The following is a 21,864-nucleotide window of genomic DNA, read 5'->3' as shown; positions in this document are numbered from 1 at the left end:
TTTCAGGACTAAGTACTCGCACGGAGCAGGGGAGGTGCCAGAAATATGCGGTCTCATTCTCAAGACCCTCTACCGAGCTTCGGGAGTGATAGCGTCGGAGATTCATCCCTCCTATCGCGCGCCTTCAAAGTGCTCAGGTCTTTCGAAGGGACTCCCGTCCAATCGCTTACCCAGATAGCCCGCAAGACGGGCCTGCCGAAGTCGACAGCCCACAGGCTCATAGCAACCCTGATTGCCGAGGGCGCGCTAGAGAAACACCGTTCGGGCTACAAGATCGGTGTTGAGATGCTTCGCATTGGATCGTTTGCGCCGATCAGTCTGGTAAGAAACCTAGCCCTCGGACACATGATGGAACTAAGCGCGGTTACGGGCGCATCGGTTCATTTCGCTGTCCTTCGGCACCTAGATGTCCGTTACGTTGAGGTTCTTACTCCCACCAATTGTTCTTGGCCGACAGTTGCGATCGGACAAAAACTCCCTGCCCATCTGACCGCAGCCGGTAAGGCAATCATGTCGCGGAGCGACCTCGCAGAGCTCCGGAGGAGCCTGCCCGCAACCTTGCCGGGTGCCCTCGGTGACGGACAGATCTCGACTGACGATTTAATCTCCGAGCTTCGACAAGTGCGACGACGCGGGATTATCGTCTCGGCGAACGAGGCTTACGACGGTCTAACGTGCGTAGGCGCGGCGATCGTCGCCACAGGGTTTCCGGTCGCGGCCATCTCCCTCGGAATTGCCTCATCCCGTCAAATCGATGCGGGACTCGTAGCGGCTCTGACAACGGCCATCGAGCGCATCACCGCCGATTACTCTGCTCGCCTGGATAGTTATCCCGAGATCATCTTCCCCCAAGACAGGTAGCGTTGCAGCGCCACTCCCCCTTGGGACTTAGGAAGCGTCCCGTTGAGCGGTCTCGCTGCTCCTCGCTGGCAATTGCACCAGGCGGCCAGCGGTCTCTTCCTCCTCCGTGCAACCTTCCATCTTCGCCCGGCAGAATTGGAAGCCATGGGCGGTTCCACTAGACGGAACATGTGGTCTGGAACACTTTCGAATCCGCTAACTTTTTCGAAGATCTAGATTCACCCTCGCGAATCCTGTAATTGGTGCAGGTACGCCCCCACACGCTAACCGCTGACAGTGCTGTCAGCGCACGCATACGAATGGATATTTGATGGCCATTGCAAGAATCACAAGAAGCCCTTGGTGGGTCGGTGGCGGAAGCATGCTCGCCTTGACCGTAGCCGTGGGACCGCTGATTATGACGACGATGGGCTTCTTCATGGGCCCGATTTCCAAGGACTTTGGATGGACACGCGGGCAGATCTCTGCGGCGTTGACCACTTGCTCCATCGCCGCAGCGATTACGTCTCCCTTCCTGGGAAGGTTCATCGACCGGATTGGGCTGCGGAAAGTCGTCACCCGCCTCAGCGACGGTCCAGTCGGTTCGCTAAAGCCACAAGACTCGATCTCAGGAAGAAGAAAGTAATGGCACCGTCCACATCAGCCCACCTAGACGGCCTGGATGAAGCCCAGCTCGGGCATCTAAAGCACATTCAGGCACTGGCCAAGCAGCTCCCGAATGACTGGTCCGGGATGCAACAAAGATCTACGGGACAGGAAGACTTTGGTGGCTACCGCTTCCAAATCGCCTACGCGTCTTATGCACTCGCGCTGGCCCACCGCCATCGACTTCCCAACGCCCCAGTAGTATTCAAAGACACCTTCGATCGTCTCATCCGTAAGATCCTGCTGCCTCAAGTCTGGCTGTATTGGCGCGACGTCAGTCGTGGCGGGTCTGTGTTCAATGCGCACCTAAGCGACCAGCTCCAAGAACGCTGGGATCCCATCGCCGAGGACAACATCATGTACAGCGCGTATGTGCAATCCATGGTCGCGATGTACAACGTCTTGTTTCAAGACGACAAGTACGCCAAACCAGAGGCCCTATCGCTTAATTACTGGTCGTTCTTTTGGGGAGGAGAACCCAAGCAATTTTCCTACGATCAAGACTCTCTCACTGATCTTCTGTACTGGAACATGGTCAAAAGCGGTTATATCGGGATCGCCTGCGAACCTAACTGCATTTTTCAAATTTGCAACCAGCCAGCGATCATAGGGTTCCGAATGCACGACATTCTCACCGGCGGTAGTCTGGCAGAGGACGTGGTGGCCGGCTATGAGCGCGCGTGGCGTGATTATGGTCGCTTGGACAAGAACGGCCACTACCAAGTGATGCTCTTCCAGGACAGCAAGGTAGTACGCCCCAATGAAATGGGATCGCCCTGGGTGGATGCTTGGTGCGGCACCCTTATGAACTCATGGAACCGCGAGTTCGTCCATAGCAACTATCCGAGTCAACGCGACCGTTTGATTACCCGGGGCGATGACGGGGAAGTATCTGTCATTTTTCCTCCCGCCAGGCAGGTGATGGGGCAGGAAGTTGTCAATGACACAAATGACTTCGGCTGGGTTGCTGCGTGGGCCTCCGAAATGGGCGACCACGAAACCCTCGAAGGGCTCCTAAAGCACGCGGACCGCTACATGAACCCCACCTGGCACCACGGGGCGCTCCACTACCCGCGGAACGATACAGCTACCGACGCTGCCGGCAACCGCACGCTCGTGGAACCGCTGACAGGCAACACGCTACTGGCCTACGCACGACTGAACATCCCTGACGGGCTGTGGTCGCTCTACAACGAACCGTGGGACGAAACCCACTTCCAGGAGCCCCTCGTGGTTTCTGCTACTTCAGGGATCGACATCACTACCGCATGGTTTGACAGGGAAAGCCGCCAACTTCACTTGACAGCTCAGGCGGCGGGAGACGGGGACCCCAGCCTGGCGATTTCCAACGTTCCCGGCGACTTCATAGTCACTCGAGCAGAGCAGCCGCTCGAGCAGGACCGACTGGCGCACAAGGACGGACTATTGCGCATTCACCTCCGACCCGGAACCCTCGAGGAACTGACCATCCACACACCCACCTGGAAGGCCTCATGAAACCCACTACCCTTCCCGTGTTCGACCTCGTAGACCACCACGGCAAGAAAACCTCACAGGAGGACTTCCGTGGCAAGTGGCTGCTGATGTTCTTCGGGTTCACGAACTGCCAAGTGGTCTGTCCCCGGGCTCTCGGAAAACTCAGCCAGGTCCTTGAAGAACTCGGCCCGAACGCCGAAGAATTCGTCCCCCTTTACGTCACCGTTGACCCTGACCGGGATACTCCGGAAGTACTTCGGGACTTCCTGGCATCAGCGGCACCCAGATTCACAGGCCTCACCGGCGCACCGGACATGATAGAGGACCTCCGGGCCGCCTTCAACGTCTCTGTAAAGAGAACGGAGGACTCGTCAATGCCTGACGGATACACCCTTCCCCATACGGCATTCACTTACGTGATTGGCCCCGACGGCTCCTACTGTACACATCTGGTAGATGCGCTGGAGGTTTCAACAATGGCTCAGCGGATCCGCGCAGTGCTTTCCAATTCGCCTTAGCCCACACAGCCCGCCCGCCCCTTAAGACGGAAATGACCGGAGGTAAGTATGTATTCCTTCCTGTGCATGCTGATGGTCTTAAGCTCCGTCCTCGTCGTCATTTGTGTGCTCCCGACGGCAAGGGACATTCCCGCCCTTGCTGGTGCACTAGCCATGGCTGCCATGTCTTGCGCCATGATTGATCTGGCTCAAACACAGTGGGACATCCTCGCAAGCCCTGCTTGGGGTGCGATATTAATCCTCTGCGCACCGATCTTGACACTTGTTGGCCGCCTGAAACCGGCGCTGGAGAGTCCGTTCTCCGGAGACGACTTGATAGGGCTGCACCGGTCTTTCTCAATGATTGCCATGGGAGCGATTTTGATAATGATGAGCTCCGCCTGTTCAACTCCCTCTCAGGCCACCCATGGCCATACATCAGGGGCCGGGTCTGGCGCCACGATCCTCATATGCAGCGCCTATGCCTTTTTTTCAGCTGTCATCATGGCGAAGTGTGCTACCACTCGGACCTCCGCTAAAACGCTCCTCATGTGTGAGGCCACATTCAGCGTGGTCACAGTCACAAGCATGGGAATGATGAATGTAGGAGGTCTCGCCTGAAAATTGACTTGCATACGAGACGAACGTACAGCGAACAACCAGTCCGAAACGCGACGACCCAACTTTGCCCGTAACCTTGCTTCAAGGCAAGGCAGTTGGATACCGGCTTTCCGATTTCAGAGGGCCGGCCAGTGCACCGGTGGCTGTTCCCTGGCCGCGGAAGAAGTAGCCTTTGGGCCTCCTGCACAGAGGACCCGCAAAAGGTACGCAGCGCAGGCGTCAAAGCCCACGAATTTTGACCGAGCATTAGATGTACAAAGTAAAGAGCGAGAAGTATGGCCCCGCGCCGTTGCTTCGCCCGCAACCTCCGAAACAAACCGGAGGTCCATCCCCACTGGGTTCAAGCAGCTCTATCAGTCTTCTGACCCCGGTCCCGGCAACATCCATAACCAGCCCTCCGGCCGGGACGCGATCCTTCTGCACGATCGCCACATCCACAAAAGAACCATTCGGGAAGAGTGCCGCGAGCTGCCTTTTCGTTGCCGGTGTGCCAGTGTTCAGATCCGCATAGAGCGCATCCTCCCTGTGTAGGGAAACAACACGTTGCGCGATTCTTGATGGCCCCGTGGAAGAATCCATGGCGAGAATCACGTCAGCACCTGACACAGCTTCCTCAAGGCTTCCGGCGGGAGACTTGGACGCGGGATCAATTCTGATGAGACTGGCGCCGGCCCTAATGAGTCGATCAGCAATCTGAGACTCGGTTTCATTTTGACCAATGATGACCATCTTGGGGTTCGCGGTCACGACCCTAATTCGCACGGTGGTCTTTGAGACGATTCTCCCGGTCGAAGAGCTTCATCTAGGCGGAAGTGTGGTGGTCACCCACAGGTTGCGTGACGTTGTCGAGGGCCGCGACTTGTTCCGGCGTGAGTTTCACGTCCACGGCGAGCAGATCTTCTTCGAAGTGGGAAATACGGATGGTGCCAGGAATCGGCGACCCGTCATCGCCTTTACTGAGCAGCCAGGCCAACGCGACTTGGGAAAGCGTAGCTCCTGCTTCTTGAGCGACAGCTTCCACTTCCTCCAGCACCAGGAGGTTCTTCTCCAATGCACCGTTCATGAACGGGGGTTACTCAGGCGCCAGTCATCCTTATCCAGCTGGTCAAGGTATAGAACCGTCCCGGTGAGGAGGCCTCGCCCGAGCGGCGAGTATGCCACGAAACCGATGCCGAGTTCTTTGAGCAGCTCTAAGGCGCCGTCGTCACCGTCACGTGTCCACAGGGAGTATTCCGACTGAAGCGCTGTGATCGGGTGACCAGCGTTCGCCCGGCGAATAGTGTCCGGGCCCGCTTCAGAGAGCCCCAATATGGCGGATCTTGCCTTCAGCGATGAGTTCTTTCAGTGTACCGATGACCTCTTCGATGGGCACGGTTTTGTCGACGCGGTGCTCGCAATAGAGGTCAATGTAGTCGGTATCAAGACGCCTAAGGGAGCCCTCCACCGCAGACCGGATGTTGGCTGCCGAACTGTCCAACGGACCAGCGTTCCCCACATGCGAAACCATGCCGAACTTTGACGTAATAACGACCTGGTCACGTCGACCCTTCAGAGCTTTACCCAGAAGCACTTCATTCTTGTAGGGACCGTAATTCTCCGCGCTGTCGAAATGGGTCACTCCCAGCTCCAGCGTGCGATTGATAGTACGGATTGAATCTTGGTCGGGCTGCTTGTGGGGGGGCTGTCCGGTAAACGGTGTGTGGGTCCGGCCGGTTTTCATTAGCGAGTGGTTCTTTCGAACCGTCCGGCGAAGGTAATCGCGAACGCGTTTAGCGTAGGCTTCCACCTCATTACCCCTCGCGCCCGACCGCCGCCGGTCGGATCAAGAGACCTGGTGACCAATACAGGCATTTCAGGGCAGCGGCCTCGTTTGGAAAGTGCCCCCGGGCCCTGACAGCCCGTCGGTAGCGGGCATTGAACGACTCGATCGCGTTCGTCGTGCGGATCACCCGCCTGATCTCCACGTCGTACTCCAGGAACGGCACGAACTCCGCCCAGGAGGACTCCCAGAGCCGCACGATTGCCGGATATCGCTGCCCCCACTCGGCCGTGAACTCGCCGAACCGGTCCTTCGCCGCCTGCTCGGACGGAGCGGTGTAGACCGGCTTGAGGGCCTTGACGATCCCGTCGCGGTGCTGCCGGCCGGCGTAGCGGAAGCTGTTGCGGATCAGATGCACGATGCACTGCTGCACCACCGTTCGCTCCCACGTAGTCGTAATCGCCTCCGGCAGACCCTTCAGCCCATCGCAAACAGCGATGAATACGTCTTCCACGCCCCGGTTCTTCAACTCCGAGAACACCTGGAGCCAGAACCGGGCACCCTCGGCACCGTCACCGGCCCAGATCCCCAGAATCTCCCGCTCCCCGTTCACGGTGACGCCCATGACGACATAAAACGGGGTGTTGCGCACCTGCCCGTCCCGGACCTTGACTACGATCGCGTCCACGAACAGCACCGGATAGACCGAATCCAGTGGACGGGCAGACCACTCGGCGAGTTCGCCAACAACCTTCTCCGTAATGCGGCTGATGGTGTCTTTGGAGACCTTGACCCCGTAGACCTCCTCGAAGTGCGCGGCGATTTCCCCCGTGGTCAATCCCCGGGCGGACAGCGAGAGGACGATCTGGTCGATCCCGTCCAAACGTCGTTTTCGCTTTGGCACAATCACCGGCTCGAAAGACCCGTCCCGATCCCGGGGCACCTCAATCTCGACCGGGCCGATCTCGGTCAGCACGGTCTTCGACCTGGTGCCGTTGCGCATATTGGCTCCGATCGGCGTCCGGCCATGCTCATGGCCTAGGTGCTCGGTCAGTTCCGCTTCCAGCGCGGTCTCCAGCACATTCCTCGTGAGCTGGTTCAGCAGCCCGCCCGGGCCTACGAGGCTCACGCCCTGTTCCTTGGCCTGCCATGAGCAACCGCTCCGCAAGCTCCTCCTGATCGATGATCTCTCCCGTCACAGGATCGATCATCACCCCTGTCATCTCGGTCGTGAACTCTGACACGGCCGTCGCCTTTCGGATCAGGCCGGACCCTCACACACCGTTTTTCTTACAGTCCCGCTTGTGGCCGGTGTAGATATGAGACATACCCATGCAACCCAGTCCAATAGCGGAAACGGTCGGGTCACGGAGCTTGGTGTACTGCACAGGATCTCTTCCAGTTCGTTTCGGTTCGCGGTGAAAAGCGAGGTGCTATTGCTGGAGGGATAAGTTACAGGCGACTCTTGTGCCCGCCTTCGGGATACCTATCGCGTGCCTGGCCAGCCGGTGTAGGCCTCGGCGAGGTAGGCCATGCCGTGCCGGGACGAGACCACTGAGTGCAGTTCGCCGAGCTGGCGGGCGCGGGAGAAATCGTCCGCGTCGGCCGGGGTGTGCAGCATGGTGGTCATCCAGTAGGAGAACTGCTGGGCTTTCCAGACCCGCTCCAGGGCGTTGTCGCTGTAGGTTTCCAGCAGGCGGTCCGAGCCGGAGTTGTAGTGGCTGTCCAGCCCTTCGAAGAGGACCTTGACGTCATGGATGGCCAGGTTCAGACCCTTGGCGCCGGTGGGCGGCACGGTGTGCGCGGCGTCGCCGGCCAGGAAGAGGTTGCCGTGACGCATGGGGGTGTGGACGAAGCTGCGGAACGGCAGGACCATCTTTTCGATGACCGGGCCTTCCTTGAGCTCAAAGCCGTTGCCGTTGACCCGGCTGCGGAACTCGGCCCAGATCCGCTCATCGTCCCACTCCGCCACATTTTCCTTGGGATCGCACTGGAAGTACATCCGCTGGACCGTCTCGGTGCGCTGGCTGATCAGGGCAAATCCGTTGGCCGAGTTGGCGTAGATCAGCTCATCGGAGCTGCGCGGGGCCTCGGCCAGGATGCCGAACCAGGCGAAGGGGTACTCGTGGAAGTACCACTTGCGGTGCGCCTCGGGGATCTGGAACCGGCAGTGGCTGCGGGAACCGTCCGCCCCCACCACGAAGTCAGCCTGGATCTCATACTCCACGCCGTCGGCGTCGGTGAACCAGACCCTGGGCTTTCCCTCGAGATCGTGGATGGAGGTGTCCGTGACGCTGTAGCGGACGTCGCCGCCGTCGGCCTTCCTGCGTGCGGCGAGGTCCAGGAACACGTCCGTCTGCGGGTAGAGCCACACGGACTCCCCCACCAGTTCCTTGAAGTCGACGCGGTGGCTCTCCCCGTTGAAGCGCAGTTCGATGCCGTCGTGCCGGTCGCCGTCGCGCAGTACCCGGTCCGAAACGCCGCTGTCCACCAGCATGTTCACGGTTCCGTGCTCCAGGATGCCGGCGCGGACAGTTTCGGAGATGTCCTTGTGGCTCCGGACTTCGATGACAGTGGATTCGATGCCCGATTTTGCCAGCAGGTGGGAGAGCATCAGCCCGGCGGGCCCGGCTCCCATGATGGCCACCTGGGTGGTGATGGTCTTGCGTGTTGCCATTGGATGTCTCGCTTCGTTGCGGGGCTCCGCAGGGGCGGTGCCGGGTGGGTGTGTCTGGCAATCAGTGTGCGCCACTGGTGGTGAGAGCTGACACGGCAATTCCGTTGAATGGTGTTTCAGGAATCGGAGAGACGCCGGGCGATGCCCCGGGCCGCAGTTTGCAGCGCGGGCACGAGTGCCTGCAGGCGCATCTCGCGCAAGGGAACCACGACGCCGAGCGACGCCACAGCGCGTTGCTTCCTGTTGAGCACGGGGACGGCGATCCCCCAGGTGTTCGGATCCACCACGCCCTTCAGCTGCGCGAAGCCTTGGCGGCCCGTTTCGGCCAGCAGGGTGCGGACGTCGTCCCTGCTGATCTTCCCGTCAGGGTCCGTGAACTGGTCCAGGTACTCACCCTGGAGCGCCTTGTCCTGGTGCGCTATCAAAGCCAGCCCGGCCGACGAGATGTGGATGGGCATCCGCCCGGCCACCTGGGCGCGGTTGGCCACGGAACCCCGCCGGGACAGCCGCTCGACAAAAAGCGCCTCCCAGCCATCAAGGACCGCCAGGTTCACGTTCTGGTTGAGGACGTGCTGGATGTCCTCCATAAACGGCATCGCCGCCTGCCGCAGCACCAGTGCAGGGGACGTGCGGTTAACGAGCTCCCACAGGCGGAGCCCCGGCCGCACGGTACCCCCGGGACCGGTGTCCAGCAGCGCATGACCCACGAGCTGCCTGACAAGGCGATGTGTAGTGGTTAATGGCAAGTCAGCGCGGTGAGCAAGCTCGGACAGTTGTAGGCTGCTCGTACCCTCTGGAAATGCGGAAATAAGGCTAACTATCCGATCCACCACCGAATCGCCGGACTTTGAGTTGGCCACATCACACCGCTTTCGCTCATTTCGTTCAACTCCCCAATCAGCCTGTTCCCGGCAGGATAAAGGGCAGCCTGAAAACTCACCTTGCGGATACCGCCAATGATTTGCTGATACGCGTTGCGCTGGCTCGTAGCGTTTTGCCAACCTCGTCAAGGCTCAGTGTGTCTTTGGGAAAGAGAACACCCAAGCATGCGTTCGCATCCTGTCCAGGAGGTGCGATGGGGCTGGCTACCCATTGAATGCCCGCTGTCCTTTCCCCGGAGCTGGTTGCATATCCTCGCGCTCTTGCTGCTTTCACCTCGTCAGGATCTTCCGCCGAAGCTGCGCGTCCGGAGAGGATGGCGATTGCGGGCGCTCCCACGTCCATGGGACCCCATGTGCCGGGCCTGAGGGTGACATGAGGGGACATCCGGTCAGGTTCCACCGTTTGGAGGCATACGGACCGGCCGCCATCGTCAATGGTGACGAACGACGTAACACCAAAGTGGGCGGTCAGCTTTGTCAGCTCAGAGATAGCTACATCGCGTAGGTCGTTAGGTACGGCGTTGGCCAGGACCAAAAGTAGTTCTCCCAGCCTGTACCCCCCATTCGAGCTGTGAACCAGCCGGCGGTCCGTGAGCGTACGTAAAACGCGATAGACAACGGAGCGGTGCACTCCAAGCGATGCGGCAACGTCAGCAAGGCTCACCGGGGTGGACTGGCTCGCCAACAATTCAAGGATGTCCACAACGCGCTCCGTTGCTTGCGACGACGGGAGGCCTTTCCCTGACCTCGCTCCGGTAGGGAATTGGGGAGGCTCTTCTGCGTGGGACATCATCGTGGTCCTTCCGTTTTATCTGTGCCAGACGGCTTTGTCGCGACCACTTAGGTGCCAACCATCTTTACATGTGACCCGCATCATGCAACGATCATCTAAGCCGTTTCTCTCAAAGATAACGCATTTCCCTGAGAGAAACAACACAAGGTCGTGATTGCGACAGATCGGAGTTGCTGTGCAAGCGCTCGTTTATGAAGAGGGCAGGGTGCGTCCGCGTACCGTTGCTGCACCTGCGGCAGCTCCAGGCCATACCGAAATCCGGGTTCTACGCACCGGCTTGTGCGGAACTGACATAGGAGCAGTCCGGAAGGGCCGCCCGGCAGTAACTGACAACACGACCATGGGCCACGAAATCGTGGGAGTCCGCGTCTCCGATGGTCGGCGTGTGGTGGTTAACCCGCTAGTTTCTTGCGGTATCTGCTCCTTCTGCCGTTCTGGCGTCACGAACCTGTGTACTGCCTTGCAGATCATCGGCGTCCACATGGATGGCGGTTTCGCAGAATACGTGTCAGTGCCGGACAACCAGGTCATTGAAGTCCCATCGGAGTGCACTGACGAACAGGCAGGGATTGCCGAGCCGGTTGCTACTGCCCTACACGCCTGGAATCGTGCCGGATTTGGACCAGGATCCCGGGTGGGCATTGTGGGAGCTGGTGCAATCGGGCTATGCGTTCTCTCAGTAGCGACAGAAAAAGGAGCTACAAACATCGGCGTTACTGACGTTGACCCGCTCAAGCGCGACCATGCGTTGAAGAACGGCGCAACAGCAGTCTCAGCTTCACTTGAAGAAGAGTATGACGTTGTATTCGAATGCGTCGGTCTTGAAGCTACCCGGAAGGACGCCCTGAATGCCGTTCGGTCCGGAGGAACCCTCATCCTGGTCGGCTTGGCAGACGCGACGGCAGCATTCGATGGACGCTCCATCGTCACCTTCGAACGCAGCGTGATTGGAAGCTTCGGCTACTTGCACCAGGACTTCGTAGAGGCACTGCCGATCACCGCAAAGATGTCAACGGACTGGGTGACTTTGGTCCCGCTTCAGGACGGGCCTGGTCTGCTGGACGGTACCGCGACTCCTCCTGCCGGCTCGGCGAAGGTCCATCTGAATTTCGCGCCCCCTTCCAGCGGCGACGCCCTAACTTTAGAAACAAGGAGCACTCAATGAAGAGAATTAACGGCGGGGAAGTACTCGTCCGGGCCCTACAGTCGCTGGACGTCAGCACCGTGTTCACCCTTCACGGCGGCCACCTGGACCCCGCCTATACCGCCGCTGACGCTGCCGGTATACGGCTGGTCGATACACGCCACGAGCAGGCAGCAGGAATTGCGGCCACCGGCTACGCACGCAGCACCGGACAGGTGGGTGTTGCTCTTGCCACCGCCGGCGGCGGTGTCACCAACTTAGTGACTGCCATCACCAACGCATACGCGGACGGCGTGCCGAGTGTCTTCATTGGGGGCGCGCCGCCGCTGATGGATGCGGACGCGTTGCCCGTCAACAGCGGATACGAACAAATGTCGGTGATGCGGGGCATTACGAAGTGGTCCCGGCAGGTCACGGATATCAGGCTTTTGTCCGAGACGGTAACGCGCGCCTTCCACTGGGCGACACAGGGTCGTCCCGGTCCTGTCTACATCGATATACCCAGTGACGTCATGTTTGCGCACATCGACTCCGAAGATCCAAGCCTGGCGTTCAAACCGTTTCCCGTCTCCAGGCCAGCCCCTAGCCCCAGCTCAATCGAGTCGGTCCTCAAGATTCTTTCATCCGCTGAGCGTCCGGTGATCCTCGCCGGTGGTGGTGTGGCTTATGCCCAGGCGGGAGCCTTGCTCACTCGTTTCGCCGATACGACCGGCGTTCCAATCCTGACAAACAATAAAGCCAGGGGCGAGATCTCGACCGACCACCCCCTGTCAGGTCGTGGATTTAGCGCTCTTGCGGGTGCCGCCAAGGCAGGAACTCCCGCCGACGTAGTAGTCCTGCTCGGAGCTCGACGGGGAATCTACACGGGGGGTCGGCGGACGCCTCTCATTTCAACCAGCGCCACCGTCATCCAGGTAGACGTACTTGCGGAGGAAATCGGCCGGCTGGGTCAGGTACATCTTGGAGTAGTAGCCGATGCATCCGAATTCCTTCGCGCCGCACTGGAATCGGCATCAACGGTGAACTGGCCGGACTTTTCTACATGGGCACAGGCTCTGCGGCCGAAGGCCGCCCAGGCCGAAGTGTCCGGCAACGGGGCCATCAGCCCGGAGGCTCTCGCCACGGTGGTGTCGGAGCTCGTCCCGGAGGACACGATCTACGTTCTCGACGGCGGGGAGACACCTGCCTGGATGGACCCTCGGGCCTCAGTGACAGGGCCTGGGAGCTGGCTGGCGCACGGGTACCTGGGCATCATGGGCGAAGGGCTTCCTCTCGCTGTTGGCGCAAAAACAGGCAACCCGGAGCGTCCAGTAGTCTGCTTCACAGGAGACGGCGCAGTAGGATTCAACATCAGCGAGTTCGACACCATGGTCCGCCACGAACTGCCGATTGTTGTAATCGTCAACAATGACGCTCAGTGGGCCATGTCCTCACACGGCCAGGACCTTCTCTACGGCCCGGGAAACCGGGTGGTAACCGAGCTCCGCCACACAAGATATGACCTCGTCGCTGAAGGCTTCGGCGCCCACGGCGAGCTTGTCGAATCACTGGACCAACTCCCCGAAGCGATTGAAAGGTCCTTTGCGTCAGGGCTGCCTGCGTGCATCAATGTGATAACCAACGGACAAGACATCGCTACCGTAACGAAGCGAATGATCGGTGCTGCAGCAGATGGGCTGGTCTCCCCCGCCGGCGGCAGCCGCGTACCGTATGCCGACATCCTGGAAGTGGTCTGATCATGGCTCGGTTCGAAAACAAAACTTACATGGTCGTCGGCGGCGGATCCGGCATGGGCCAGGCAACAGTCAACAGGCTTGCCTCCGAAGGCGCCCGCGTTGCCGTCGTTGACCGGGACCTGGCCGCAGCCCAAGCCACCGCGGGCGCTCTCGGCCATACCGCCATCGCCATACAGGCGGACATAACCGACAGCGACGCTGTCGAGGGAGCTCTTGGGAAGATCGTGGAATGGTCCGGCAGGCTCGACGGCGCGGTAAATACCGCAGGACTTGGATTCAGCGCCTTGATCCGTGACCAGACTGCAGAAGAATTTCAGCGGGTGTTTTCGGTCAATGTATTCGGAATGTACAACCTGGTCAGGGCTCAGGCAGTCTTCCTCGCAGACCAGGGGGCGGGGGGTGCAATCGTGAACTTCACGTCCACGAATGTGGAGCAGCCAGCTGAACTCCTCTCCGCGTACAGTGCTTCCAAAGCCGCTGTCGACGTCCTCACCAAGGTCGCGGCAATGGAGTTCGCGGCATCCGGCGTCAGGATTCTCGGACTCGGCCCGGCCCTGGCCAATACGCCGATGGTAGCCAAGTTCTTATCGAACGAACGCATCAGAACCGCGTTTGTTGAGAACATCCTTCTGGGCAGGCCGGCGGAACCGGAGGAAGTAGCAGCTGTTTGTGCCTTCATGCTCTCTGATGACGCCAGCTACCTCACTGGTCAGACCATCTACGCGGACGGAGGGAGTCTGCTCATGAGATATCCGACATCCAGCGAACGCGTCATCAACTAATTCATCAGAACTAAACGAGGAAGGCAGTAACAAAGATGTTCACTTCAAAAATCGCACGCAAGCCGCTCAAGGCGGCCACCGCCCTAACAGCAACGGCCGCCCTGGCCCTGACTATGAGCGGATGCTCCGGGGACAGCCCCTCCTCCGAGGCAGGATCGGGTTCTACTGTGTCGACCGTCAAAGTCGGAATGGTCGCCCTCGGGCAGCTCCCCGTTGACCAAGCCGTCGCCAAGGACTACTTCAGTCAAGAAGGACTCCCCAATGTAAAGATCGAGTACCAGACTTACCCGAGCGGCGCCGCGGCTATTCCTGCCATGCTCGCAGGCGACATCGACTTCGTGTACACCAACAACGTTTCCGCCGGTCTCGCCATTTCCGAAGGCCTGGACCTGAAGCTGGCGGTGGGTGCCGACAGCGTGTCAGCCGGCAATCAGCAGGTATTCGTCCCAACAGGCAGCGCTGTCAAGTCTGTAAAAGATCTGCAAGGCAAGACGGTGTCGGTAAACGGCCTCCAAGGACTCGGTACCCTCGGTGTCAACGTCGGTTTGGAGGCAGAGGGCGTGGACCCAGCGTCAGTGAAGTTCACCGAAGTGGCGTTCCCTGAAGCCGTCTCGGTGATGCAGCGCGGGGACACGGCTGCTACATACATCGTGCAGCCTTTTGCCCAGAGTGCCATCGCGGCAGGAACTGCGGTTAAACTTTTCGATTTCAATGACTATGAGGAACTGAAAAACCTGCCCATCGGTAACTTCTATACGACAGGTTCCTACGCCAGCGAACACCCCGATGTAGTGAAGTCGTTCGCAGCAGCGGTGAACCTTGCCTTGGCAGACCTTAAGGCGGACAAGAAGCGAGTTGCTGAGCTCACTGTTACAGCGGCCAAAGTTAGTCCTGAAACCGCTGACACCATCGCCGCCAGCATCCAGTACATCCCGAACCAGAAGCCGTCCGAAACTCAACGCGTTTTTGATCTGATGACAAAGTACAAGTTCATCGAGAACTCGATCAACATCAATGACGTGGCTGTTGCTGAATAGGCAGCAGGATCAAGAAAAGGCCTCATCATCATGGTAAGTACACCCACTACGACTGCTCCCAGCGGCACGCTCGGCAGCAGGCTGGGTCCGCCTAGATGGTTACGTCACGCACTGCCTGGCGTAATCGGAACTTTGGCTATCCTCCTGATTCTTGAAATAGCAATACGTTTTAATGTCATTGATAACAGCTATTTTCCGCCACCCTCACTGGTTATCGGCCGCTGCGCTGAGCTGCTGACGGATGCACTCTTCCTGAGGGATGTGGGCACGACGGCATGGGCAACCGTGGTGGGTTTGGCCGTGGCAATGCTGATCTCAATTCCTCTGGGAATCATCATGGGATCATCGAGAATCGCTTACGCCGCGTCACGCGGAATCGTTGAGCTCCTCAGGCCTATCCCATCAGTCGCGCTCATCCCGCTTGCAATTCTCCTTTACGGCGGGGGACTGAATATGAAGGTCTCGCTCATTGTCTACGCCTCTGTGTGGCCTATCCTCTTCAACGCCATCTATGGGGCGCACGATGTTGAGCCGCTGGCCAAGGACACTGCCCGAAGCTTCGGCGTTAACCGGCTAGGCACCTTGTGGAAGGTAACCCTCCCACACGCTGCACCGTTCATCGCCACCGGAGTCCGTGTCTCCGCGGCAATCGCCCTGGTGCTCGCCATCAGCGCAGAGTTCCTTGCCGGAGGCAGCGGCGGTTTAGGCTCCTGGATGCTCAAGGTAAGTTCCGTCAGTGGCGAGACCGGCCTTATTTTTGCAGGCATCACCATAGCCGGACTAATGGGCCTGGCACTTAACGGACTGCTCGCCTTAGTCGAGCGACGGCTGTTTCCCTGGCACCATCTCATGCAGGAGAAGAACAAATGACGCTCATCTCTACAAAAATTGGCCGCAAAGGCGGGTCGAACAACCGCAAACGCGGCAGCTTCAAAAGTTCAGAAACACTCATCGGGATTGCTGCGGTGCTGCTCTTCATCCTTGCCTGGCAACTCGTAACTACTGCCGTGCGGTTCCCCTACTTCCCGCCGCCTTCTAGGATCATCGCAAATGCCGTCTCCCGATGGTTCGACGGGCCGTGGTACATGCTCTGGGTCGGACCCAACGCCGCAACCCAATTGCTTCCCAGCATCGAGCGGCTCCTTGCCGGCTGGGCAATCGCGGTCATCGTCGGTATTGCGGTCGGTTTTGCAATCGGTCTGCTGCCGCGTTTCGCGCGGTATGTGGAGCCGCCGATGACCTTCGTCAGGAACCTCCCGCCGACTGCGCTGATCCCGGTTTTCCTTCTGATCCTGGGGGTCGGAGATTCGATGAAGATCATCTTCATCTCCTCTACCGTCGTCTGGCCGATCCTGCTGAACACTATTGACGGCGTCCAATCAGTAGATCAGACCCAGCTCTCAACGGCGCGCTCATACGGCATACGACGCAGTCGGGTGCTGTCACACATCATCCTTCCGTCAGCGCTACCCAAGATTTTCGCTGCGCTGAGGATAAGCCTCTCCCTGGCCCTCATATTGATGGTGATATCAGAAATGGTTGCAGCTACAAATGGCATCGGTTTTGAAATTCTCAAGGGCCAGCGCACCTTCAGAATTGTTGACATGTGGTCAGGCATCATCGTGTTGAGCGTGCTCGGCTTCCTACTCAACCAGATCGTGCAACTCATAGAACACCGCGCACTACGCTGGCACAGAGGAGCAAGAAACAATGGCTAATCCCCTGCTTCGACCGAATCAACGAAACACCCCCAAATCCAACCAAGGACCCGTCATGACAGACACGACCGCCCTTCTAGAAGTCAATGATCTCGGCCACACGTACGGCTCTGGTCCGACAGCGCACGTCGCCTTGAAGAATATGAACTTTTCGATTGCCCGCGGCGAACTTGTGGCCATTGTGGGTCCTTCAGGAGCGGGAAAAACGACATTGCTTAAGGCAGTGTCCGGACTTATGCCTTCGACTGAAGGCCAGGTGAAGATGCTCGGTAAAGTCGTGACCTCAGTTCCTAAGGAACTGGCGATCGTGTTCCAAGACTACAGCCGGTCACTCTACCCCTGGATGTCAGTAGCCAAGAACGTTATGTTTCCGCTCAAAGAGCTGAAGCTGGACAAAGCGGAGCGCGAATCGAGGGTGGAAAAGAGCCTGACCCAGGTGGGACTCAAGGGATTCGCAGACCGTTACCCGTGGCAGCTTTCAGGAGGCATGCAGCAACGCGTCGCCATCGCCCGGGCTTTGGCCTACCAGCCTGAAGTTCTTCTAATGGATGAGCCCTTTGCCTCCGTGGACGCTCAAACCCGTTCAGATCTCGAAGATCTCGTCCTGAAGCTCAAAACCGATCTTGGAATGACAATCCTGTTCGTCACTCACGACGTGGACGAAAGCGTGTATCTCTCGGACCGAGTCCTCGTCCTGTCATCGAACCCGGCCAGCGTAATCGCGAACCTCCCAGTCGCCCTCCCGTGGCCTCGTGACCAGATATCAACGAAGGAACGTCCCGAATTCGTATCCACCCGCGGCGAGGTAGCCCGAATGATCCGTGCTTCCAGCGATGAAATGAAATCTCGACGCTGAGGTCCCTCAGGCCGAGCGGCTTAACAGCTGAGGCGGCAGTCGTTCCTTCGGGTGAGCGCGAATGCGACCTGATCAGTGCGAGCTTCGAGCCGAAGTGTTTGCAAATCCTGTTGCTAATTCATAAGGCGCACGTCTAAGCACGCCTACCATTTCGAACTATTCGTGCCTTTTGAACACCGCTGTTGGAGCGGGCCTGCTCCAAGTCAGGGGACGTGTGTGACCGGGGACCTAGACTCAGAAAGTCCGGAGAGTCTGGCTAACAGGCGCAGTTCGTCCAGTTGGGGCACACCCAAACCTGACGTCAAAACCTCCTGATAAGGGAGGACTTGGCCTGTGGAGCGGAGCTCCATTTGCTCTCCGACGCCTGATTCAGTCGCAACATGTGACAGTCCACCCATTGCCTCAAGGGAACTTCGTCGAGTCCAGATTTTTTGGAGTATTTTTCGACTGCTCTCGAGCTTCCCCACCCCCGGTTTCCGTCCCTCCGACTGTAAGGGTGGGAGCTGAGAACATCATGAGGCCCTGTCAATAAAATGGAACTTCGCACTATTCTGACGCCGGCGGACGAAAGCGGCGGCTGCTGTTCGAGTGATGAGAGTCAGACAGTTCCCGGATGTTCTCGCCTGGGCAGCACGGGTTCCGGAACCTGTTGACTATCCCAGAGAATCAGCAAGAGGGTTATCCGAGGAGTAAGTCAAGCGTCCGCTAGGCGGAGCAGTAGTTCAGCATCGTGGCATAGCACGAAGTCCAGACCCTCGTTGACCACTTGACGGCGCGATGCTGTGGAGTCCCTGCGGCGAGGATCTCCATCGCCTTGCTGCCGGTCCCGAGTTTGAGCTGTGTGGTTCCGCCCGTCGTGGGGATCGGTGTGTTTGGCGGCCATGCCCTATTTTATCCGGGTTGGATGGGCGGCGACCCTCACAGCCGTTGCTTCACCAAACCTCGTTCCAGTCACTGAACGGTCCATCCGGAACACCTCGTATACGTAGCGGTCACCCGGGCAGTGGTCTGCCTTTGGCCCCCTCCTCGCACGAACCCATCCGCACACTATGATGGATATATCCGACAGAAGGGCGCAGTGACATGAAGTCGATTCAGGATGCGCGGGAACTCGGCGAGCAGGTTAAACGCCATCGCGTCCATGCCGGCCTGTCCCAGGAGGCTCTGGCCCGCACTACAGGAGTCAGCCGTTCAACCATCATTGATCTTGAACAGGGCCGGAATGTCTCCATCAGCACCGCGCTGAAGGTCCTTTCGCAACTGGGTACCGGTCTAAGCATCCCGGGGACCCTTCCGGAAGCGGACCTGTACTGGACTGCGGAATCGGCGGCCCGTGAAATTAGACGGGAACTGCGGAACGGCGATCCGGACTTTGCCATGCGGGTGCTTTCCATGGCGGCCAACTACTTTGACGATCTGACACCGGACGGCCGCAGGCAATTCCTGAGTCTGCGGCCTTCGTCCACGGGCCGCAAGCGGTGGGATGCCCTGCTGGCCAGGACCTTCGCGTACAAGTGCCACCAGCACGGGATGGAAGAGCCGGACTGGACCAGCACGCCGCCCTTGGAGTCGAAATGGTATGCGACCCCACGCAAGCATGCTTCCCATGCCTGGAAGCTACGCATGGCGCAGCGGACGCCCGTTGAATTCGCCGAAGCAAACATCGTCTTCGATCCAGCCAACCTGGCCGCGGCATGAGACCGGGCCGCCGGGCATCCTACGGACCAGACGACATTCGAGAGCTGCTGTTGGAGCTGTCCCGCCGGCTTCAGGCCTGGGGTGGGGCCGCTGATATCTATCTCGTCGGCGGAGCCGCCATCGCTGTCGAGTTCGACTCCCGACGCTCCACCACAGACATCGACGCGGTGTACTTGCCGGAGCAGACAGTGCAGGAGATCGCCACGGAAATGGCTTCCGACGTCGGCCTTGATCCGCGGTGGCTGAACAACGCCGCACGGGCGTACATACCTGACGGCGAGGACTCAGAGGCAGCGGAAGTGGCAATCGCCGACAACCTCATGTTGCGCGTCGCATCACCGAGGTTCCTGCTGGCCATGAAGCTGGCAGCCGGCCGTGACCGGGACATCCCGGATATTGCAGTGCTCTGTCGGACGCTGAACATCAAGACCGCCGAAGCCGCCGTCGACGTAGCGATCGAGCTGTACGGCGAGGATTCAATGCAGCTCAGTGACCGGGACGATCTGCTTCTCGTCGCCCAGGAGGCCCTGGACAGTTTTCGATGATGACATGACCGCCGACCTCTTGACGCTTTACCGGGCAGGCCTGAAGCTCTAAATCTGACGTGCGAAGAGTCGGGAGGCACCATGGTCGGTCAGCGCATTGGATACGTCCGCGTGAGCACACTAGACCAAAACGAGAAACGACAACTCGAGGGCCAAGTTCTCGACCGTGTCTACACGGACAAAGCCTCGGGCAGGGACACGGCAAGACCACAACTCGCAGAGCTTCTGAGGTTCGCCCGCGACGGGGATGCCGTGGTCGTGCACAGCATGGACCGGCTCGCCCGCAACCTCGATGACCTGCGCGCGCTGGTCCAATGCCTGACAGGCAGAGGCGTGCGAGTGGAGTTCGTCAAAGAAAACCTGGTCTTCACCGGCGAGGACTCGCCCATGGCCAACCTCATGCTCTCCGTCATGGGCGCCTTCGCAGAATTCGAACGCGCCCTCATCAGAGAACGCCAGCGCGAAGGCATTGCCCTTGCCCGGCAACGGGGCGCCTACAAGGGGCGCAAGAAGACCCTCACTCCGGAACGGGCTGCCGAACTGGTCAAGCGCGCCGGCAGCGGAGTCCCGAAAGTCGTCCTCGCCCGCGATTACGGAATCAGCCGAGAAACGGTTTACCAATACATTCGGCTCGCAAACGGAGTAAATCCAAAACCCCTTCCAACCACATAGCTCCTATAGCCGCGATACTCCACCTGACTGGACGCCGGTTATCGGCCTTCGATCTGCGAGGTCACTAGATGAAAGAAACGCGCATCTGTTTGCTGCCAAGCGGGCTTTGGTACTGCCTGGGATGCCCCCAAGGATGCCGCATTGCGGCATAACGGTGAGGGCTCTTCGGTCGCTAATCGAGTGCTTGGACTTGGGTGATTCGGTTCAAGGCCGGGGTGTCCAAGAACGCGGGGTCAAAAGGTTCGAAGCCATTGGATAGTCTCCGGAATGTCACCAACCGCCGACCGCAGCGGCGCGCAGGGGTCATCGGCTGTAAACCGGTGCAGGTGCATGTGATCCCAGCCAAAGGCAGCCTGCAGGGCCTGGTGGACCTGGTCCAGGGTCAGGGAGTTGCGGACCTCCGACTGACGCCAGATCTTTGGCTCGGTTTCGACCAGTTCCGTGCGAACCTCCAGCACGGACTCTAGTTTCCCGCCTCCTCCGCCAGAAGCGCTCTCCATGCAGGCCCCATTCTTTCAGGCGCCACACTCGTGCTCGGAGACTTGAGCCTCTCCCCCCATCGAAACTCTAGCTTTACAGAATCAAATTATCGGCTCTTCAAAATGGGCGGGGGAGTACCCGCAAAAGGGGCTGATTCCTGCTGTCGCTCGGAGCATTTTTTTCTCGAAGTCCGGTAAGTCACAACAGCTGAGCCAGCGTCCGGTTCACATCAGCGATGTCCAAGAACGCAGGGTCAAAAGGCTCATCGGAGCCAGTCATATCGGCCACCCAGGTAGCGTGTTCGGCGTGGTCAGGATGGCCTGGGTCGTCCAGGGCGTCCATGATCTCCTCGTAACCGGGCAACCCTCCAGAATCCTCGAGCGGGCCCCGTCGGGCGCCGTCGATCAAGCGGGCCGGCGACGTGCCTTCCTCCACGGACCGTCGGGACACCAGCTCGAGCCGGTGAAGCCAGCTGTCACCGAAGTCATATTCGTAGAACGCTTCTCCGTGGCCCAGCGCGAGTAGCTGATCCAGGGAGCAATCCTCCTCAGGCTTGTCGCCTGGTTCTTCACACCCCTGCTGTGGAAGCCACTGCGGGACTTCCGGAATTTCGCCGTCGACGGGCCGCAGCGGCGCGAACGGGTCGCTGGTTACAAACCTATGGAGGTGCGCGTCCTCCCAGCCAAAAGCTGCCTGCAGGACCTGATGTACCTGACTCAAAGCCAGCGAGCCCCGGAGCTCGAATCGACGCCAAATCTCAGGCTCGCTGTCGACCAGCTTCACCCGAACCTCCAGGATCGAGTCCTGTCCAACGCCGGTCACGGCTTCAAGTTTGTCCATGCCACCCATTTTTACAGGTGTGACGTACCTACCAATAAGACAGAGTGGCCTCTCCCCCGGTAGCTGCCTCCAGCTTGACGAAAGGCCGGTTATCGGCTCTTTGAAATGGGCGGGGGAGTGACTGCAGAATGGCGGTTTCCGGCCGG

Annotated in this window: 23 protein-coding genes and 1 pseudogene; 14 read left to right on the top strand and 10 right to left on the bottom strand. The window is 59.3% G+C overall.

Features of this window, described 5'->3' with window-relative positions; all coding sequences use genetic code 11:
• Window positions 1-45: 45 nt before the first annotated feature.
• The 4 genes from FBY31_RS23885 (at window position 46) to FBY31_RS22155 (ending at window position 3,500) form a co-directional block, all read left to right on the top strand.
• Window positions 46-861 (top strand): IclR family transcriptional regulator, encoded by an 816-nt coding sequence (locus FBY31_RS23885; protein WP_142045955.1) that lies wholly within the window; start codon window positions 46-48, stop codon window positions 859-861.
• Between the two features lie 310 nt (window positions 862-1,171).
• Window positions 1,172-1,486, top strand: a complete 315-nt coding sequence (locus tag FBY31_RS22165; protein WP_142045953.1) for an MFS transporter — start codon at window positions 1,172-1,174, stop codon at window positions 1,484-1,486.
• On the top strand, window positions 1,486-3,003 hold the full coding sequence (locus FBY31_RS22160) for a linalool dehydratase/isomerase domain-containing protein (protein WP_142045951.1): 1,518 nt from the start codon (window positions 1,486-1,488) through the stop codon (window positions 3,001-3,003). Before FBY31_RS22165 ends, FBY31_RS22160 begins: the two co-directional genes overlap by 1 nt.
• On the top strand, window positions 3,000-3,500 hold the full coding sequence (locus FBY31_RS22155; protein WP_142045949.1) for an SCO family protein: 501 nt from the start codon (window positions 3,000-3,002) through the stop codon (window positions 3,498-3,500). Before FBY31_RS22160 ends, FBY31_RS22155 begins: the two co-directional genes overlap by 4 nt.
• An 846-nt stretch (window positions 3,501-4,346) precedes the next feature.
• On the opposite strand, the gene FBY31_RS22150 is transcribed toward FBY31_RS22155, so the two are convergent.
• The 8 genes and pseudogenes from FBY31_RS22150 to FBY31_RS23880 all read right to left on the bottom strand — a co-directional run bounded on the left by FBY31_RS22150 (window position 4,347) and on the right by FBY31_RS23880 (window position 10,207).
• Entirely contained in the window at window positions 4,347-4,847 is a 501-nt protein-coding gene (locus tag FBY31_RS22150) for a hypothetical protein (RefSeq protein WP_142045947.1), read from the bottom strand.
• A gap of 55 nt (window positions 4,848-4,902) precedes the next feature.
• A complete protein-coding gene (locus FBY31_RS23610) occupies window positions 4,903-5,163 on the bottom strand; it encodes an aldo/keto reductase (protein ID WP_268815664.1) in 261 nt (86 codons plus the stop codon).
• Window positions 5,160-5,408: an aldo/keto reductase gene (locus FBY31_RS23605; RefSeq protein ID WP_268815663.1), complete on the bottom strand. Its 249-nt coding sequence runs from the start codon at window positions 5,406-5,408 to the stop codon at window positions 5,160-5,162. Before FBY31_RS23605 ends, FBY31_RS23610 begins: the two co-directional genes overlap by 4 nt.
• Window positions 5,395-5,820, bottom strand: a complete 426-nt coding sequence (locus FBY31_RS23600) for an aldo/keto reductase (protein ID WP_268815662.1) — start codon at window positions 5,818-5,820, stop codon at window positions 5,395-5,397. The genes FBY31_RS23605 and FBY31_RS23600 overlap by 14 nt, the downstream gene beginning before the upstream one ends.
• Window positions 5,820-7,010: pseudogene (locus FBY31_RS22140) on the bottom strand (IS256 family transposase). Before FBY31_RS22140 ends, FBY31_RS23600 begins: the two are co-directional and overlap by 1 nt.
• 335 nt (window positions 7,011-7,345) lie before the next feature.
• Window positions 7,346-8,536 (bottom strand): 4-hydroxybenzoate 3-monooxygenase, encoded by a 1,191-nt coding sequence (locus FBY31_RS22135; protein WP_142045945.1) that lies wholly within the window; start codon window positions 8,534-8,536, stop codon window positions 7,346-7,348.
• A gap of 116 nt (window positions 8,537-8,652) precedes the next feature.
• The gene (locus tag FBY31_RS22130; RefSeq protein WP_142045944.1) at window positions 8,653-9,396 is read right to left on the bottom strand and encodes an IclR family transcriptional regulator; all 744 of its coding nucleotides are present in this window, start codon (window positions 9,394-9,396) and stop codon (window positions 8,653-8,655) included.
• Between the two features lie 76 nt (window positions 9,397-9,472).
• Window positions 9,473-10,207, bottom strand: a complete 735-nt coding sequence (locus tag FBY31_RS23880) for an IclR family transcriptional regulator (protein ID WP_442858224.1) — start codon at window positions 10,205-10,207, stop codon at window positions 9,473-9,475.
• A gap of 178 nt (window positions 10,208-10,385) precedes the next feature.
• Between FBY31_RS23880 and FBY31_RS22120 the strand changes: the two genes are divergently transcribed.
• The 10 genes from FBY31_RS22120 to FBY31_RS22075 all read left to right on the top strand — a co-directional run bounded on the left by FBY31_RS22120 (window position 10,386) and on the right by FBY31_RS22075 (window position 20,398).
• Entirely contained in the window at window positions 10,386-11,375 is a 990-nt protein-coding gene (locus FBY31_RS22120; protein WP_160142513.1) for a zinc-dependent alcohol dehydrogenase, read from the top strand.
• Window positions 11,372-13,090 (top strand): thiamine pyrophosphate-binding protein, encoded by a 1,719-nt coding sequence (locus FBY31_RS22115; RefSeq protein ID WP_142045938.1) that lies wholly within the window; start codon window positions 11,372-11,374, stop codon window positions 13,088-13,090. Before FBY31_RS22120 ends, FBY31_RS22115 begins: the two co-directional genes overlap by 4 nt.
• Before the next feature lie 2 nt (window positions 13,091-13,092).
• Window positions 13,093-13,872, top strand: a complete 780-nt coding sequence (locus tag FBY31_RS22110; RefSeq protein WP_142045936.1) for an SDR family NAD(P)-dependent oxidoreductase — start codon at window positions 13,093-13,095, stop codon at window positions 13,870-13,872.
• Between the two features lie 167 nt (window positions 13,873-14,039).
• Window positions 14,040-14,909 (top strand): ABC transporter substrate-binding protein, encoded by an 870-nt coding sequence (locus tag FBY31_RS22105; protein ID WP_160142512.1) that lies wholly within the window; start codon window positions 14,040-14,042, stop codon window positions 14,907-14,909.
• A gap of 132 nt (window positions 14,910-15,041) precedes the next feature.
• Window positions 15,042-15,779, top strand: coding sequence for an ABC transporter permease (locus tag FBY31_RS22100; protein ID WP_160142511.1), 738 nt, complete (start codon window positions 15,042-15,044; stop codon window positions 15,777-15,779).
• Window positions 15,776-16,627, top strand: coding sequence for an ABC transporter permease (locus tag FBY31_RS22095; protein WP_142045930.1), 852 nt, complete (start codon window positions 15,776-15,778; stop codon window positions 16,625-16,627). The genes FBY31_RS22100 and FBY31_RS22095 overlap by 4 nt, the downstream gene beginning before the upstream one ends.
• A 55-nt stretch (window positions 16,628-16,682) precedes the next feature.
• A complete protein-coding gene (locus FBY31_RS22090; protein WP_142045928.1) occupies window positions 16,683-17,483 on the top strand; it encodes an ABC transporter ATP-binding protein in 801 nt (266 codons plus the stop codon).
• Between the two features lie 1,083 nt (window positions 17,484-18,566).
• Window positions 18,567-19,181 carry a helix-turn-helix domain-containing protein gene (locus FBY31_RS22085; RefSeq protein ID WP_142045926.1) on the top strand — a complete coding sequence of 205 codons (615 nt, stop codon included), beginning with the start codon at window positions 18,567-18,569 and terminating at the stop codon, window positions 19,179-19,181.
• Window positions 19,178-19,726, top strand: a complete 549-nt coding sequence (locus tag FBY31_RS22080) for a DUF6036 family nucleotidyltransferase (protein ID WP_142045924.1) — start codon at window positions 19,178-19,180, stop codon at window positions 19,724-19,726. Before FBY31_RS22085 ends, FBY31_RS22080 begins: the two co-directional genes overlap by 4 nt.
• 81 nt (window positions 19,727-19,807) lie before the next feature.
• A complete protein-coding gene (locus FBY31_RS22075; RefSeq protein ID WP_142045922.1) occupies window positions 19,808-20,398 on the top strand; it encodes a recombinase family protein in 591 nt (196 codons plus the stop codon).
• A 233-nt stretch (window positions 20,399-20,631) separates the two neighbouring features.
• On the opposite strand, the gene FBY31_RS22070 is transcribed toward FBY31_RS22075, so the two are convergent.
• Together FBY31_RS22070 and FBY31_RS22065 are read right to left on the bottom strand one after the other, a co-directional pair.
• Window positions 20,632-20,856 (bottom strand): plasmid pRiA4b ORF-3 family protein, encoded by a 225-nt coding sequence (locus FBY31_RS22070; RefSeq protein ID WP_235013252.1) that lies wholly within the window; start codon window positions 20,854-20,856, stop codon window positions 20,632-20,634.
• 220 nt (window positions 20,857-21,076) lie between these two features.
• On the bottom strand, window positions 21,077-21,718 hold the full coding sequence (locus FBY31_RS22065; protein ID WP_235013251.1) for a plasmid pRiA4b ORF-3 family protein: 642 nt from the start codon (window positions 21,716-21,718) through the stop codon (window positions 21,077-21,079).
• Window positions 21,719-21,864: the final 146 nt, after the last annotated feature.

The organism is Arthrobacter sp. SLBN-100 (genome assembly GCF_006715305.1).
Taxonomy (GTDB): domain Bacteria; phylum Actinomycetota; class Actinomycetes; order Actinomycetales; family Micrococcaceae; genus Arthrobacter.
This window is presented reverse-complemented; position numbering and strand designations above follow the sequence as displayed.

Excerpts from the sequence above, each read along its gene's own strand:
- FBY31_RS22085 (WP_142045926.1), top strand. The coding sequence starts at position 18,567 with ATGAAGTCGATTCAGGATGCGCGGGAACTCGGCGAGCAGGTTAAACGC.
- FBY31_RS23885 (WP_142045955.1), top strand. The coding sequence starts at position 46 with ATGCGGTCTCATTCTCAAGACCCTCTACCGAGCTTCGGGAGTGATAGC.
- FBY31_RS22165 (WP_142045953.1), top strand. The coding sequence starts at position 1,172 with ATGGCCATTGCAAGAATCACAAGAAGCCCTTGGTGGGTCGGTGGCGGA.
- FBY31_RS23610 (WP_268815664.1), bottom strand. The coding sequence starts at position 5,163 with ATGAACGGTGCATTGGAGAAGAACCTCCTGGTGCTGGAGGAAGTGGAA.
- FBY31_RS22075 (WP_142045922.1), top strand. The coding sequence starts at position 19,808 with ATGGTCGGTCAGCGCATTGGATACGTCCGCGTGAGCACACTAGACCAA.
- FBY31_RS22065 (WP_235013251.1), bottom strand. The coding sequence starts at position 21,718 with ATGGACAAACTTGAAGCCGTGACCGGCGTTGGACAGGACTCGATCCTG.
- FBY31_RS22135 (WP_142045945.1), bottom strand. The coding sequence starts at position 8,536 with ATGGCAACACGCAAGACCATCACCACCCAGGTGGCCATCATGGGAGCC.
- FBY31_RS22160 (WP_142045951.1), top strand. The coding sequence starts at position 1,486 with ATGGCACCGTCCACATCAGCCCACCTAGACGGCCTGGATGAAGCCCAG.
- FBY31_RS23600 (WP_268815662.1), bottom strand. The coding sequence starts at position 5,820 with ATGAAAACCGGCCGGACCCACACACCGTTTACCGGACAGCCCCCCCAC.
- FBY31_RS23880 (WP_442858224.1), bottom strand. The coding sequence starts at position 10,207 with ATGTCCCACGCAGAAGAGCCTCCCCAATTCCCTACCGGAGCGAGGTCA.
- FBY31_RS22155 (WP_142045949.1), top strand. The coding sequence starts at position 3,000 with ATGAAACCCACTACCCTTCCCGTGTTCGACCTCGTAGACCACCACGGC.
- FBY31_RS22095 (WP_142045930.1), top strand. The coding sequence starts at position 15,776 with ATGACGCTCATCTCTACAAAAATTGGCCGCAAAGGCGGGTCGAACAAC.
- FBY31_RS22110 (WP_142045936.1), top strand. The coding sequence starts at position 13,093 with ATGGCTCGGTTCGAAAACAAAACTTACATGGTCGTCGGCGGCGGATCC.
- FBY31_RS22090 (WP_142045928.1), top strand. The coding sequence starts at position 16,683 with ATGACAGACACGACCGCCCTTCTAGAAGTCAATGATCTCGGCCACACG.
- FBY31_RS22115 (WP_142045938.1), top strand. The coding sequence starts at position 11,372 with ATGAAGAGAATTAACGGCGGGGAAGTACTCGTCCGGGCCCTACAGTCG.
- FBY31_RS22080 (WP_142045924.1), top strand. The coding sequence starts at position 19,178 with ATGAGACCGGGCCGCCGGGCATCCTACGGACCAGACGACATTCGAGAG.